13 protein-coding genes are annotated in these 15184 nt (G+C 65.4%); 10 read left to right on the forward strand and 3 right to left on the reverse strand.

All coding sequences use genetic code 11. The features are described 5' to 3' along the window. Positions 1 to 190 precede the first annotated feature (190 nt). Genes FJU11_RS13465 through FJU11_RS13495 form a run of 7 tightly spaced genes read left to right on the forward strand, consistent with a single transcriptional unit; the run spans position 191 to position 6067 of the window. A complete protein-coding gene (locus FJU11_RS13465) occupies positions 191 to 670 on the forward strand; it encodes a flavin reductase (RefSeq protein WP_141167589.1) in 480 nt (159 codons plus the stop codon). A gap of 57 nt (positions 671 to 727) precedes the next feature. After that, positions 728 to 1669, forward strand: coding sequence for an AAA family ATPase (locus FJU11_RS13470; RefSeq protein WP_141167590.1), 942 nt, complete (start codon positions 728 to 730; stop codon positions 1667 to 1669). A gap of 1 nt (position 1670) precedes the next feature. Continuing rightward, the gene (locus tag FJU11_RS13475; protein WP_235891029.1) at positions 1671 to 2909 is read left to right on the forward strand and encodes a vWA domain-containing protein; all 1239 of its coding nucleotides are present in this window, start codon (positions 1671 to 1673) and stop codon (positions 2907 to 2909) included. 54 nt (positions 2910 to 2963) lie between these two features. Continuing rightward, positions 2964 to 3308: an XdhC family protein gene (locus tag FJU11_RS13480; protein WP_141167591.1), complete on the forward strand. Its 345-nt coding sequence runs from the start codon at positions 2964 to 2966 to the stop codon at positions 3306 to 3308. Then, positions 3305 to 4018 (forward strand): XdhC family protein, encoded by a 714-nt coding sequence (locus FJU11_RS13485; RefSeq protein ID WP_141167592.1) that lies wholly within the window; start codon positions 3305 to 3307, stop codon positions 4016 to 4018. Before FJU11_RS13480 ends, FJU11_RS13485 begins: the two co-directional genes overlap by 4 nt. A gap of 4 nt (positions 4019 to 4022) precedes the next feature. Then, positions 4023 to 5663, forward strand: coding sequence for an NTP transferase domain-containing protein (locus FJU11_RS13490; protein ID WP_141167593.1), 1641 nt, complete (start codon positions 4023 to 4025; stop codon positions 5661 to 5663). 41 nt (positions 5664 to 5704) lie between these two features. Then, positions 5705 to 6067 (forward strand): PRC-barrel domain-containing protein, encoded by a 363-nt coding sequence (locus tag FJU11_RS13495; RefSeq protein WP_141167594.1) that lies wholly within the window; start codon positions 5705 to 5707, stop codon positions 6065 to 6067. 70 nt (positions 6068 to 6137) lie between these two features. On the opposite strand, the gene FJU11_RS13500 is transcribed toward FJU11_RS13495, so the two are convergent. Both FJU11_RS13500 and FJU11_RS13505 read right to left on the reverse strand, forming a co-directional pair. Then, the gene (locus FJU11_RS13500) at positions 6138 to 7637 is read right to left on the reverse strand and encodes a DEAD/DEAH box helicase (protein WP_141167595.1); all 1500 of its coding nucleotides are present in this window, start codon (positions 7635 to 7637) and stop codon (positions 6138 to 6140) included. 201 nt (positions 7638 to 7838) lie between these two features. Continuing rightward, the gene (locus FJU11_RS13505; RefSeq protein ID WP_141167596.1) at positions 7839 to 8312 is read right to left on the reverse strand and encodes a peroxiredoxin; all 474 of its coding nucleotides are present in this window, start codon (positions 8310 to 8312) and stop codon (positions 7839 to 7841) included. Between the two features lie 299 nt (positions 8313 to 8611). Here FJU11_RS13505 and FJU11_RS13510 point away from each other — a divergent pair, with 299 nt between their 5' ends. After that, positions 8612 to 11845: a YhdP family protein gene (locus FJU11_RS13510; RefSeq protein WP_141167597.1), complete on the forward strand. Its 3234-nt coding sequence runs from the start codon at positions 8612 to 8614 to the stop codon at positions 11843 to 11845. Positions 11846 to 11990: 145 nt separating this feature from the next. Here FJU11_RS13510 and tyrS read toward each other — a convergent pair whose 3' ends face one another. Further along, complete coding sequence (tyrS, locus tag FJU11_RS13515; RefSeq protein ID WP_141167598.1) at positions 11991 to 13244, reverse strand: tyrosine--tRNA ligase; 1254 nt, start codon at positions 13242 to 13244, stop codon at positions 11991 to 11993. Between the two features lie 21 nt (positions 13245 to 13265). Between tyrS and FJU11_RS13520 the strand changes: the two genes are divergently transcribed. Together FJU11_RS13520 and FJU11_RS13525 are read left to right on the forward strand one after the other, a co-directional pair. Then, a complete protein-coding gene (locus FJU11_RS13520) occupies positions 13266 to 14474 on the forward strand; it encodes an anhydro-N-acetylmuramic acid kinase (protein WP_328591729.1) in 1209 nt (402 codons plus the stop codon). Between the two features lie 62 nt (positions 14475 to 14536). Continuing rightward, positions 14537 to 15181: a class I SAM-dependent DNA methyltransferase gene (locus FJU11_RS13525; RefSeq protein ID WP_141167599.1), complete on the forward strand. Its 645-nt coding sequence runs from the start codon at positions 14537 to 14539 to the stop codon at positions 15179 to 15181. The last annotated feature ends 3 nt before the right edge of the window (positions 15182 to 15184 follow it).

Consider the following 15184-nt stretch of genomic DNA (forward strand, 5'->3'; position numbering starts at 1 on the left):
ACTCCGGCGCGTCGCATGGCAGGAAGATGCGTCGCGAACTCGAGAAAAATGCCGCCGCGGGCCGGCGGATGGTTGCAGGCCGGCGCATTCGCCTGCAGGTAGGCCGCACCATGGTCGCGATGCCCGGCGGGCGATCAGCGACCGTTCAGGACATCCATTCAGGGAGCGCGGAACCGCGTTGAACCATTCCATGATCGAACCGAAGCAGTACCGCGAGGCCATGGCGCGCTATGCCGGTCACGTTCAGGTCGTGACCACGGCAGCCGGGGGGAAGCGCCGTGGCGTCACCGTGACGGCGGCGTGTTCGGTTTCCGACGATCCGGCTACGGTGCTCGTGTGCCTCAACCGATCGAACCCGAAGAACCAGATATTCCTCGATAGCGGCGCCTTTGCGTTGAACACGCTTGCCAGCGACCAGCAGAATGTCGCTTCGGCCTTTTCCGGCGAGTTCGGCATGGACGAGGACGAGCGCTTCGAAGAGGGCGATTGGGACACCATCGAAAGCGGTGCGCCGACGCTTCGCGGCGCGACGGTGACCTTCGACTGCCGGCTTTCCGACTATACGACGCTCGGCACGCACATGGTGCTCTTCGGCGAGGTCGTCGGCCTGCGCATGGGTGATCATCGCGCGGCGTTGCTCTACATGAATCGTGGCTATCATCACCTTTGAGACCCGTTCGGTCTCGAGGAGGGATGCGCGGGAACCGCGCCAGAAGGAAGGGGCACCATGTCCGAGGCAGACCGAGCGATACGAGAGGCGAACCTGCCGGCGTCGATCGACGAGACGATGGCGATGCTCGAGGGGCAGGACTACGTCGCCGGCCGCGCGCTTGCGACGGTGCTCTACCTGGCTCTGAAGATGCGCCGGCCGCTCTTCCTCGAAGGCGAGGCGGGCGTCGGCAAGACGGAAATCGCCAAGGTTCTTTCGACCGCGCTCGATCGGCCGCTCATCCGGCTCCAGTGCTATGAGGGGCTCGACGTTTCCTCGGCGGTCTACGAGTGGAACTATCCCGCCCAGATGCTCGAAATCCGGATGGCGGAGGCGACGGGCCTCGACGACCGCACTGCGATCGAGCGCTCGATCTTCGCCGAGAAGCACCTGATCCGCCGGCCGGTCCTGCAGGCGCTGCAATCGACGCCGAATCGCGCGCCGGTCTTCCTCATCGACGAACTCGACCGCACGGACGAGGCTTTCGAGGCGTTCCTGCTCGAAGTGCTCTCGGACTATCAGGTGACGATCCCCGAGATCGGCACGATCCGCGCGGAGGAACCGCCGATCGTCGTCATCACCACGAATCGCACGCGCGAGATCCACGACGCGCTGAAGCGGCGCTGCCTCTATCACTGGGTCGATTATCCGGCGGCCGAACAGGAACTCGATATCGTCCACCGCAAGGTGCCCGGCTGCAACGCGGAACTGTCCCGGCAGGTCGTCGCCTACGTGCAGAAGCTGCGCGGCATGGATCTCTTCAAGAACCCCGGGGTTGCCGAGACGATCGACTGGGCGAGCGCGCTGACCGAGCTCGATCGCATGGCGCTCGATCCGGAAACCGTGTCCGATACGCTCGGCACGCTGCTCAAGTATCAGGACGACATCGCGCGCATCGAGACGAGCGAAGGCCGCAAGCTGCTCGAAAGCGTCAAGGCCGAACTCGCGGCGGGAGCGTGACGTGACGACACGAGCGGGCGAGCACGCAGAGGACGGTCGGCTCGCCGACAGCATCGTCCATTTCGTGCGCGCGCTGAGGAAGGCCGGCATGCGTGTCGGCCCGTCGACGACGGCCGATGCGATCGAGGCCGTCTCGGTCGCCGGCGTCGGCTCGCGCGAGGACTTCTACTGGACGCTCCATTCGGTGATCGTCACCCGCCACGAGGACGACGCCCTGTTCGAGGAGGCGTTTCGCCTCTACTGGCGCTCGCACGACCTCATGCGCAAGATGATCGCCATGTTCTCGCCGACTGCGATGGACCGGCAACGCGACAAGCCGAAGGCCGCGGAAAGACGCGCGGCGCAGGCCTTCGCGCAGGCGCAGGAGAACGTTCGGGAGCAGCCGCCCGAAATCGAGGTGGACGCGCGCCGGTCGAGTTCCGGTGGCGAGGTGCTGCGCCAGATGGATTTCGCGCAGATGACGGCCGGCGAACTCGCTGCGGCCAAACGCGCGATCTCGTCGCTCGTCCTGCCGGACGACTGGGTGACGACGCGGCGATACCGTCCCTCGAACCGCGCTGCCGAGATCGATCCGCGCGCGACGATGCGTGCGGCGATGCGCACCGGCGGCGCGTTGATCCTGCCCCGCCATCGCAGCCGGCGCATCGTTCATCCGCCGCTCGTCGTGCTTGCCGACATTTCGGGCTCGATGAGCCAGTACACGCGCATCTTCCTGCATTTTCTGCATGCGCTGACGGAAAAGCGGCGGCGGGTGCACACCTTCCTGTTCGGCACGCGGCTGACCAACGTCTCGCGACAGATGCGCAATCGCGATCCGGACGTCGCCCTCGACGAATGCGCGAATGCGGTCGAGGACTGGTCCGGCGGCACGCGCATCGGCGCCACGCTCGAAGCGTTCAACAAGCGCTGGTCTCGGCGCGTTCTGGGGCAGGGCGCGCGCGTCATTCTCGTCACCGACGGGCTGGAGCGCGAATCGAGTACGCTCCTCGCCAGGGAGATCGATCGGCTGCACCGCTCCTGCGGACGGCTGATCTGGCTCAATCCGCTGTTGCGCTTCGAAGGCTTCGAGGCGCAGGCAAGCGGCGTACGCGCCATGCTGCCGCATGTCGACGAATTCCGGGCGGTGCACAATATGGAAGCGGTCGAAGCGCTGGTGGCCGCCCTCGGTGCGCACGGTTCGCGTGCGGCGGACCCGAAGCGTTATCTGGTACGCGCCGATGGCGTCGGACGAGCGGCATGACCATATTGCCTCGAAAGAACACGATCTGACCCGTCGGGGCCGGAAAGGACGACGATGGAAAGCGAACAGACGATCGACACGAGCACGCTCGACCCGTTGGCCATGGCCGAGGAATGGAGTGCGGAAGGACGAAAGGTCGCGCTCGCGACCGTGGTCGAAACCTGGGGCTCGGCGCCGCGCCCGACGGGCAGCCATCTCGTCATCGACGGCGAGGGCAATTTCCATGGTTCGGTTTCGGGCGGATGCGTGGAGGGCGCGGTCGTGACCGAAGCGGCCGACGTTCTCGAAAGCGGCACGCCGCGCCTGCTCGAGTTCGGCGTGGCGGACGAAACCGCGTGGCGGGTCGGCCTGTCCTGCGGCGGAAAGATCCGCGTCTATGTGGAGCCTGTGAGCCGATGACGCCGGAACTGCTTCGCGAGCTCAATGCCGCAAGGCGCGAGCGCAGGGCCGTCATGCATGTGACCGACCTTGAGACCGGCCACGACCGGCTGGTCTACGAGGGCGACGGTGAAGACGACGACCTCGGCAAGGTCGTCAAACGCACCTTCAGGAGCGGCAAGTCTGTCATTTTTGAAGGCGAGGACGGCCAGCGGTATTTTCTGAACGTCCATCTTCCTCCCGCACGCATCGTGGTCATCGGCGCGGTCCATATCAGCCAGGCGCTGGCGCCGATCGCCCGCATCGCCGGCTTCGACCTGACGATCGTCGATCCGCGCACGGCCTTCGCCTCGCCCGAACGCTTTGCCGGTGTCGACCTCGTCGCCGAATGGCCGGACGAGGTGCTGGAAGCGCGTCCGCTCGACCGGTTCACCGCACTCGTCGCGGTCACGCACGATCCGAAGATCGACGACGGGCCGCTGAAGGCGGCCCTGGCTGCCGAATGCTTCTATGTCGGTGCGCTCGGCAGTCGCAAGACCCACGGTCGGCGCGTGGAACGCCTGAGCGAGGCAGGCGTGAAGGACGCTGCGCTGGAGCGGATCGCGGCACCCATCGGCCTCGATATCGGTGCGGCGAGCCCCGGGGAGATCGCGGTCGCCATCATGGCCGAAATCATTCAGGCGTTGCGCAAGCGCGAGCCTTTGGCGAACGCCTCGGCGAAGCAGGCCTGAGGCCGTGCGCTTCGGCGAGACGCCACTCGGCGAGGCACAAGGGGCGATCCTTGCCCATGCGCTGAAGACGGATGCGCTGCACTTCAAGAAGGGGCGTGTGCTGAGTGCGGACGATGTCGACGCGCTGCGTTCGGCAAGTCTTTCGACGGTAATCGCCGCGGTTCTCGACGACGACGACGTCATCGAGGACGCAGCCGCCGAGCGCCTCGGCCGGGCGATGACCCTTTCCGGCATGACGCTTTCGGCCGCGAGCACCGGTCGTCTGAACCTCTTTGCCGCCCAGAACGGTCTTTTCTGTGCGGACCGCGCCGCCGTCGACCGGCTGAATGCCGTCGATCCGGCAATCACCTTCGCCTGCCTCGACGATCATGTACCGGTCCTCGAAGGCGCGATGGTCGCGACGATCAAGATCATTCCGCTTGCCGTGCCCGGTGCGTCGCTCGCGGCAGCCGAGTCCGTGATCGCGACCGCCGGTCTCGCCACCGTGAAGGCGTTTCGGCCCTTGCGCGTCGGCCTCGTTGCGACGCGATTGCCGAGCCTGAAAGCGACCGTCATGGACAAGACGGCCGATCTTTTGCGTTCCCGGCTTGCGCCTTCCGGCAGCGCGCTGACGGTGGAGCGAAGGGTCGCACATGCATGCGAACCCGTACGGGAAGCCTTGTCCGACCTTGCCGAAACGAACGACCTTGTCGTGCTTTTCGGCGCGTCGGCGGTTGTCGACGCCGAGGACGTGATCCCCGCTGCCATCCGGGCTGCCGGCGGCACGGTGGAGCATGTCGGAATGCCTGTCGATCCCGGCAACCTTCTGGTGCTCGGCGCGCTTGGGTCCGTGCCGGTGATCGGCGCACCGGGCTGTGCGCGCTCGCCGAAGGAAAACGGCTTCGACTGGATCCTGAACCGGCTTCTCGCCGGCGAGCGTCCGACCGCCGGTGAGATCACGCAAATGGGCGTCGGCGGCCTGCTGAGCGAGATCGCCACGAGGCCGCGACCGCGTGCCAAGCAGACCGATACCACACTTGCCGTGGAGACGGTGCTGCTTGCCGCCGGTCGCGCGAGCCGGATGGGGGAGCAGGCGGGCCACAAGCTTCTTGCCCGCTTCGACGGCGAGCCGCTCGTGCGGCGCACGGCGGAAACCGCGCTCGCCGCAATGGTCGGTCGCGTGCACGTCGTCGTCGGCTATCGCGGCGAAGCAGTCGCCTCGGCGCTCACGGGGCTCGATGTCGAGATCGTCGAAAATCCGGCGTTTGGGGAAGGCATGGCCAGCTCGCTCGCGGCGGGAACGCGCGCACTTTCCGGGAATGCGGCCGGCGTCCTGGTGCTGCTTGCCGACATGCCGGGCATCCGGCCGGCCGACATCAACCGGCTCGTCGAAGCCTTCCGCGCGCACGATGGAAACGCGATCGTGCGCGCTGCCGTGGGTGGCAGGCCGGGCAACCCCGTGATCCTTCCGCGTGCGGCGTTTCAGCGGATCGAAGCGCTGACCGGCGATGTCGGCGCGCGATCGATCGTCGAATCGCAGGCTTTCGAGGTCGTGACCGTGGAAATCGGCGAGGCGGCGCGTCTTGACGTCGATACACCGCAGGCGGTCATCGAGGCGGGCGGCATCCTCGAAACGGGGACGACCATACCGGAACGTCGTCGCTGATCGCTCGTTTTCCCGTCGACACCCTTAAGGGAGCCAGGACCATGAACGAAGAGCGAAAGCCGAACCCGAACATCCTCGCCTCGCGCATCACCGGAACGAGCGTGCACGATGCGGATGGGACCCATATCGGACATGTCGAGGATCTGGTTATCGGCAAGCGGGAGGGACGCGTGAGCTACGCGATCCTTTCCGTCGGCGGCTTCCTGGGAATCGGCAGCGAGCTTCATCCGCTTCCCTGGGACAAGCTCGCCTTCAATCAGGACCAGGGCGGCTACACCGTGGACGTGACCCGCAAGGAGCTCGAGGAAGCGCCACGCTACGCACCGGAAAGCGAACCGGACTGGGACGACATCGTCTGGGGCCGCGCCGTCTACGACTATTACGGCATCCCGCCCTATTTCTGACGAGACCCACGTCGGCCTGAGGATCCTGTCATTCAGGCAGGATCCGTCACGGCGCGACGTCGAGAGGCATCTACGCCCGTCCGGGCACCATCATGAATGCGGGAATGTCGTCGCCGAAGCCGATCGGGGTGTTCGCCTCTTCGTCGCGGTCGCGATTGCCGCGCTTCGAGCGACGCGGACCGTTCGGGCGATTGCTGCTGCTGCCGCGACCGTCGCTGTTGTTGTCGACCTGCATTTCGGGCATCTTGTCCTCGGCGTTCGATGCATCCTGTCCGGTCTCGGAGGATGTGGTCTCGGCGACTGTCTGCGTAGCGGCGGCGACGGCATTGCCGTTTTCGCCATCGTTCGCCGGCGCAGCCTTGCGCCCGCGGCCATTGCGGGAGGAGGATGAGCGGCGACCCCGCGAGGGTGCTTCGTCCTTCGTTTCCGCGCCGAGCGAGTCGAGGCCTTCGTCGAGCCATTCGATCTTGCGGTCGATCAGCTGTTCGATCGCATCAGCGTACTTGGAATCCTTGCGCGTGACGAGGGTGTAGGCCTTGCCCGCGCGACCGGCCCGGCCCGTACGGCCGATACGGTGGACGTAGTCTTCCGCATGGATCGGCACGTCGAAATTGAAGACGTGGCTGACGTCGGGAATATCGAGGCCGCGTGCGGCGACGTCGGAGGCGACGAGAAGCTGAACCCCGCCCTGGCGGAAATTGTGCAGCATCGTCATGCGCGAGCGCTGGTCCATGTCGCCATGCAGCGCGCCGACCGAAAAGCCGTGCCGTTCCAGCGAGCGGAAGAGGTCGCCGACGTCCTTCTTCCGATTGCAGAAGATGATCGCGTTCTTGAGATCGTCCTGCTGACCGATGATCTCACGAAGCTTCGCGCGCTTTTCGTAGTCCTTCCCCGTGGACGCGACGAGACGCTGCGTCACCGTTTCGGCGGCGGAGGAGCGTGTGCTGACCTCCACGCGCTCGGGATTGGTGAGGAAGTTGTCCGCGAGCTTCTGGATCTCCTTCGGCATGGTAGCCGAGAAGAAGAGCGTCTGTCGCGTGAAGGGAATGAGCTTGGCGATGCGCTCAATATCGGGAATGAAGCCCATGTCGAGCATGCGGTCGGCCTCGTCGATGACGAAGATCTCGACGCCGGTCATCAACAGCTTGCCACGCTCGAAATGGTCGAGCAGACGGCCCGGCGTTGCGATGAGAACGTCCGCCCCGCGTTCGAGCTTGCGAAGCTGGTCGTCGAAGGAGACGCCGCCGATCAGGAGCGCGACGTTGAGCTTGTGATTCTTGCCGTACTTCTCGAAGTTCTCGGCAACCTGCGCGGCGAGTTCGCGCGTCGGTTCGAGAATCAGCGTGCGCGGCATGCGTGCCCGGGCACGGCCCTTTTCGAGAAGGGTCAGCATCGGCAGCACGAAGCCGGCCGTCTTGCCGGTTCCCGTCTGCGCGATGCCGAGGATGTCGCGCCGTTCGAGCGCCGGAGGGATGGCCCCCGCCTGAATCGGCGTGGGTTCCGTGTAGCCGGCGTCCTCGACGGCCGACAGGACTTTTGCGCTTAGGCCAAGCTCGGAGAACTGTGTCAAAGGGAAGGACGTTTCCGTTTCGAATATCGGATGAATTGACGTCGAAGACCGGCTACAGGCGGGACGTGCGAAAACATCGACCGCCGGCCGGTGAATGGGAAATAGTCCGACCGGCCCCTCAAGTCAAGGAACGGCCCCATTTCCGTGATTCAGGCAGGCTTCGAAAGTGAATAACTCCGCCCGTCCGTCGGACCGCCGGAATTATTCCGCTTCCGCCTGTACCGCTTCGAGAACGGCTTCGGCATGACCGGGAACCTTGACCTTCGGCCAGATACGCACGATCGTGCCATGCGGGTCGATCAGAAGCGTCGTGCGCTCGACCCCCATGTATTTGCGCCCGTACATGCTCTTTTCCTTCCAGACCCCGTAGGCTTCGAGCGTCGACTTTTCCTCGTCGGAGGCAAGCCTGACGGAAAGGCCGTGCTTCTTGACGAAGGTGTCGTGCCTTCTGACGGGGTCGGGCGACATGCCGATGACGGTGGCGCCGGCCTTGTCGAAATCGTCGACGAGCGCGGAAAAGGCGAGCGCTTCGCTCGTGCAGCCGGAAGTGTCGTCCTTGGGATAAAAGTAGAGAACGACGAACTTCCCGGCTTCGTCGGAAAGGCGAACGCTGGTGCCGCCATCGCGCGGAAGATCGAAGTCGGGTGCCTTGTCGCCAACGGCAAGCTCGCTCATGACAAACGCCTTTCGGTATCGTATGCGACGCATCGCAGGCCGCGTTCCACCGCTATAGCCGGTATCGCGGCGCTGTCCAGACGCCGCATGCGAAGCGGCATGCACAAGCGGCAAACGGGAAAGGCGCGTTCGACGGTTTCGTGAACGATCGCAAGAACAGCCAGACGGATGACGCGGGGCGACCTTCGAAGGAGGCCGGCAACGAGCCCTCGGGAGAAGTGGCCCGGTCCGCAAACGCGGGAAGAGCGAACCGTCGGCGGCCGGCGGTTCGTTTCGCGAGGTGGGTCGCGGGCCTGGTAGTGGTCGTCGTCATCGCCGCTGCCGCCGGCGGCGTGGCGCTCGAAAACGGTGCCGCGGACGGGTTTCTGGCTGCGCGTGTGCGCTCGGCGCTCCAGCATGTGCTGGGCGACGATCTCGCCGCCGACCTCCAGGGCGCCACGATCCGGATCGCTGCCGACGGAAAGGTCGAGCTGAGGGCGAGGGGTGTGTCGATCCGTCGCGCCGCCGACGGCACGCCGGTCGCCGGTCTGCGGACGATCGATCTCGCACTGGCTCCGATGCCGCTGCTTTCCGGGAACATCGCGGTCGAGGGTCTCGTGGTCGACGGCATATCGCTCGATCCCGAAACGCTCGGCTCGGGCGAGCCGATCACGCTCGATTCGCTACGGGTCGACGGGTTGCCGGACATGATGGACCGGGTTTTCGCCGGCAGCGACCGTCTGTTGCGCATTCTGGACGGCGGCGAGGTCGGGCGGATCGAAGTCACCGATACGAGGATCGCCAGTGCCGGCGCCGGCTCGCCGCCGATCGACATTGCCGAAGCCGACCTGACGCGCGGTACCGATGGCACCGTCCGACTGTCCGGAACGCTGAGCGCCGGCGGCGCGCCTGCGCGCTTCACAGCCCGTGCGCTGCCCGGCAAGGACGGCCGGCATATCGCTTCGATGGCGTTCGATCTCGAAGGGTTCGATACGGCGCCGCTCATGCTGCAGCGCGCGCCGGACGGCACGCCGATCAGGGGGGTCGCGACGGATCTCGCGCTGAAGGCGGCAGCGACCCGCAAGGGCGACGATGCGGCACCGGCGCTGACAGCCAGGCTTTCCCTCTCTCCGGGGCAGTTCTACGCGCATGAGACGGCCGCCTCGATCAAGGGCGGCACGGTGGATCTCGCCTATCGGTTCGATCGGAAGTCGATCGACATCCGCCCGTCTTCGGTATCGATCGGGCAATCGCGGTTTCCCTTCACCGGCGGGATCATCGACCTTTCGAACCTCGATACGATGACGGGCAACGGATTCGCGCTCGACCTCGTGAGCAACGGATCGTCCGTGCTGCCGCTCGATTCGGGCGAGCCGCCCGTTTCCTTCAACGCCAAGATCCTGGCGCGCTACCTCAAGGGCAGTCGCGAGCTTTCGTTCAAGCAGCTTTCCGTCTCGACCCCGCTCGGCTCGCTCGCCGGTTCGCTCGAGATCGACCGTGGCGGCCGCTCGCCGGAAATCAGCTTCGCCGGCACGCTGAAAGGCATGAAGACGGCGGCGATCAAGCAGCTATGGCCGTTCTGGCTCGGCGTGCATGCGCGCCAATGGGTCATGAACAACCTTTACGGCGGTGCGATCACGAACGGATCGATCAAGGTCTACATTCCGCAGGGGAAGATCGCCGAATCAGGTGGAAAGCTGGATCTCGACGAGAACGAGTTCAGCATCGATTTCGACTATGCCGACGCCCGGCTGAACGTCGCCGGCGACATTCCCCCGCTTCGCGACGCGAAGGGGCATTTCCGTCTGCGCGGGCCGCACCTGACGGTCTCGCTCGATCAGGCGACCGGCTATTTCCCGACCGGACGGACGGTCGACATTTCGAAGGGCGTCTTCGCGATCGCCGATACCGACAAGCATCCGGTGATGGCCAATCTCGACATCACGGTGGCCGGCGAAGCGGCGGCGGTCGCCGAACTCGTTTCCTACGAGCCGATCGACGCCCTGAAGCGGACGGATTTCTCGGCGAAGGACTTTTCCGGCGACGTCGTCTCGCGCGTTCATGCGCGCTTCGGGCTCATTCGTGATCAGAACCCGCCACCGCCCGACTGGCACGTCGAGGCGACGCTCAACGGCGTCGATCTGGCGCAAAAGGTCGACGGGCGCGCCTTTACCGATCTCGACGGTTCGCTGACGGTCGATCCCGACAAGGCCGTGCTCGATGCGGATGCCCGCATCGACGGCATTCCGATGCACGTCGCGCTGACACGCCCGCTCGGCACCGATTCGCCGGTCGAACGCGCACAGGTGGTGACGGCAAGCCTCGGCACGGCTGCGCAGAAGGCGCTGATGCCGGGTCTTGCCACGATCGTCGACGGACCGATCGACATGACGATGCGTGAGGTCGCGCCGGATACGCAGGCGGTCTCGGCCGACCTGAAGGGCGCGAAGATCACCATTCCGGGGCTCGAATGGACGAAGGGCGCCGGCATCCCGGCAACGGTATCGCTGACGACGCATGCCGGTGGAAAAGGCGACATCGCCATTCGGGACTTTACGCTCCACGGTTCGGGTTTCTCCGTGAAGGGTGCTATCGACATCGATGACGGGCATTTCACCAATGCACACTTTTCCGACGTGCGGCTGTCCGAACGCGACCGCTTCGCGGCGACCGTCAAGCGTGACGGCGCCGGCTTCGAGGTCGACGTCGACGGAACGACGCTCGACGCGCGCTCGGTGATCGAGGGCCTACACGGGTCCAGTGGCGCAAAAAGCGAGGGCGCGGCGACACCGGTGCGAATCGACGCCGATCTCGACCGGCTCTACGGGTTCAACGGCGAGAAACTGGAAGGCGTGCATCTGAGCTATGCCGGGGCCGGCAAGCGCATCGACCGGCTGAACCTTTCCGCGAAGACCAGCGGCGGCGCAGTGATTTCGGCCAGGACGGACGTCGCGGGACCGACCCGCGACTTTACGCTGGCGACGGGCGACGCCGGCACGCTGGCGCGCTTTGCCGACGTCTACGGCAAACTGAACGGCGGACGCCTGACGGCTAGGCTCAGCCGCACCGCGGACGGACCCTATCGCGGCACGGTCGACATCCGCGACTTCTCGATCGATCGCGAGAACCGGTTGAACTCGATCGTCTCGATGCGCTCGCCGCATGGCCAGAGCCTGCGCGATACGACCGGTGAACCGCTCGATCTCAGCGAGGCGGAATTCCAGCGCGGTTTCACCCGTCTCACCTTCGGCAACGGTTCGCTCGCCGTCGCCGACGGCGTTCTGCGCGGCACCCGCATCGGTGCGACCTTTCAGGGTACCGTCTTCGATCCGAACGGCCAGATGGCGATCACGGGCACCTTCATGCCGGCCTACGGCCTGAACCGCATCTTCGGTGAAGTCCCGCTGATCGGCGCAATTCTCGGCAATGGCCGGGACCGCGGGCTGATCGGCATCACCTTCAAGCTGACGGGCAAGGTTTCCTCGCCGGACGTCCAGATCAATCCGCTTTCGGTGATCGCGCCGGGCGTGTTCCGGCGCATCTTCGAGTTCTGAACACCGCCCGTCCGTCTTTCGGACGATGCGTTCGCAGATTGGCTGGAGCGCAATGCGACCTGACTGAATCAGGTCCAGCGCTCCATCCCTTTGTCTTGCGCATTGTTCACGGCGCCAGAGGGGATCAGCTTGGCTGGAAAACGCTCTAAACGGGGCGCACGAGAACGTGCTTCTTCTTTCCGAGCGACAGCTTGACGACGCCGTCGCTGGAAACATCGTCGGCGCCGATCACGCGCTGGTCGTCCGAAACGGCATCGTCGTTGATGCGTACCGCACCACCCTTGACGTGACGGCGCATTTCGCCGTTCGAGGCGGCGAGGCCGGCGCGAACGTAGAGCGCGAGCATGCCGACGCCGGCCTCGAGCTCCGAGGACGGAACCTCGATGGTCGGCAGCGTGCTCGCAAAGGCGCCTTCCTCGAAGGTCTTGCGTGCCGTCTCCGCCGCTTCTTCGGCCGCGTGCCGGCCGTGCAGAAGGGCGGTCACCTCGGTCGCGAGCACCTTCTTCACCTCGTTGATCTCGCTGCCGCCGAGGGTGGAGAGACGTTCGATCTCGTCGATCGGAAGCGGCGTGTAGAGCTTCAGGAAGCGCGAGACGTCCGCGTCCTCCGTGTTGCGCCAGTACTGCCAGAAGTCATAGGCGGAAAGCAGCTCGGAGTTCAGCCAGACGGCACCGTCCGCGGACTTGCCCATCTTGGCGCCCGAGGCCGTCGTCAAGAGCGGCGAGGTGAGCGCGAAGAGCTGCGGCGTGCCCATGCGGTGACCGAGGTCGATGCCGTTGACGATGTTGCCCCACTGGTCGGATCCGCCCATCTGCAGGCGGCAGTCGTGACGCCTCGAAAGCTCCACGAAATCGTAGGCCTGGAGGATCATGTAGTTGAATTCCAGGAACGAAAGCGACTGCTCCCGGTCGAGCCTCAGACGCACGGAATCGAAGGAAAGCATGCGGTTGACCGAAAAGTGCCGGCCGACATCGCGCAGGAACGGAATGTATTCGATGCCGGAAAGCCATTCGGCGTTGTCGAGCATCAGGGCGTCGCCCGGTGCCTCGCCATAGGTCAGGTAGCTCGAAAAGACGCGCTTCAACGAAGCGATGTTCTCGGCGATCCGCTGCGGCGTCATCAACTGGCGCGCATCGTCCTTGAAGGACGGATCGCCGATCATGCCCGTGCCGCCGCCCATCAGCGAGATCGGCCGATGGCCGGTGCGCTGGAACCAGTAGAGCAGCATGATCTGGATCAGCGATCCGGCATGCAGGCTCGCCGCCGTCGGGTCAAAGCCGATGTAGCCAGTGACGCTTTCCTTCTGTAACAGTCGATCGAGCGCTTCGTCGTCCGAAGTTTGCTGGATGAAGCCGCGCTCGGCCAGCGTATGAAGGAAATCGGATTTGAAACCTGCCATGACCATGTCCCTGAACAGCGAATGCCGGACGAGGATGCCGGCGGCGCGCGGTCCGCGCGTTTAGCATCCTTCATGGCGGAATACACCCCCTCGCGAGACGGCATACTGACCGCCGTCGGCATGATGAGCGGCACCTCGCTCGACGGCATCGACATCGCCCTGGTGCGCACCGACGGCAAGGACAGCGTCGAGCGACTGGCCTTTGCCGGCACGCCCTACGATCCCGCTTTCCGCCGCCGCCTTGCCGGTGCGCTGGAAACGGCGAAGTCGATTGCCGATCGCACGGACCGGCCGGACGACCTGGCTGAAATCGAACGCGAACTGACGCTGCGCCATGCCGAGGCGCTGGGCGTGTTCCTCGAAGAGCAGGGCATGACGCCCGCGGACGTCGATCTCGTCGGCTTCCATGGGCAGACGGTGCTGCATCGGCCGGAGCGCGGGCTTACCGTTCAGCTCGGCGACGGACCGCTTCTGGCGACAAGGTCCGGCTTGCCGGTCGTCTTCGACATGCGGGCGAACGATATGCGTCACGGCGGCGAGGGCGCACCGCTGGCGCCGGCCTACCATCGCGCGCTCGCCGCCAACCTGCCGGCCGAACTCGGGGACGGACCGTACGTCTTCGTCAATATCGGCGGCATCTCCAACATCACCTATGTCGGGCGCGACGGTACGCTTCTCGCCTTCGACAGCGGTCCGGGCAACACGCTGATCGACCGCTGGGTCGAACGCCACGCGGGCGTGCCCTTCGACCAGGGCGGGGCGATCGCCGGCGAGGGCGCGATCGACGAGCGCCTCGTCGCGCGCTACATGGCATCAGATTTCTTCACCGCCCAGCACCGGCGATCGCTCGACCGGAACGACTTTCCGCTGCCGGACGACGCCGAAATCGATCTCCACGACGGCGCGCGAACGCTCTGCCGGGTCAGTGCGGAAGCCATTTTTCATTCGGCGCGATATCTGCCCGAAACGCCGGGTGCATGGATCGTCAGCGGTGGCGGTCGGCTCAACGCGACGATCATGAAGGATCTGGCGACGCTCGCCGCCCCGGCGCGCGTGCTGGCGAGCGACGAGGCGGGGCTCGACGGAGACGCGACGGAAGCCGAGGCATGGGCGTATCTCGCGGTTCGCTCCCTTGAAGGCCTGCCGCTCACATTCCCCGGAACCACTTCGGTACGCGAGGCGGTTACCGGTGGTGTCCTGTGCAAACCGGAAGAGAACGGTTCGGCCTGAGCGCTCTGCGAAGTTCTCCAAGGCGCCAGAGGGACCGTTCAGAACGCGGAAAGGAGAAGCCGATGGCCGAGGAAGAAAGCCGCGACTGGCTGCGACGCGGAAGCACCGACAGTACCGAGATCATGGGTGTCTACGACGACTGGGCGGACGAGTACGACGCGCAGCTTTCGGCATGGAACTACCGCGCACCCGAAGAGGCGGCCGGAATGCTCGGCGCGCATCTTGAGCCCGGCGCGCGTTTTATCGACATCGGCTGCGGTACCGGCCTTACGGGCGTAGCGCTCAGGAAGGCGGGCTTCACCGGCCCGATCGACGGCACCGACCTTTCGCCGAAATCGATCGAACTTGCCGAGCGCCGCGGCGTCTATCGCCGGGCCTTCGTGGCGGACATGCAGCAACTGCCGCTCGATGCCGAAAAGGACGCCTATGACGGGCTGATCTGCTGCGGCGTACTGACCTACCTGCCGAACATCGACGCCGTGTTCGACGAGTTCTGCCGTATCGTTCGCCCGGGCGGAGTGGCCGTCTTCACCCACCGCGACGACCTCTTCGAAAGCCAGGATTTCCGCGGCAGGATCCGCGCGCTCGAAGAAGCGGGCAAGTGGACTGCGCTCGCGATCAGCGATCCGCAGCCCTACATGCCGGAAAACCCGGACTTCGCCGAAAAGATCAAGCTCGTCTTCGTTACGGTTCGTATCGAAGCCTGAGTC

This window comes from Pararhizobium mangrovi, assembly GCF_006516965.1.
In the GTDB taxonomy this organism is placed as follows: Bacteria; Pseudomonadota; Alphaproteobacteria; order Rhizobiales; family Rhizobiaceae; genus Pararhizobium_B; species Pararhizobium_B mangrovi.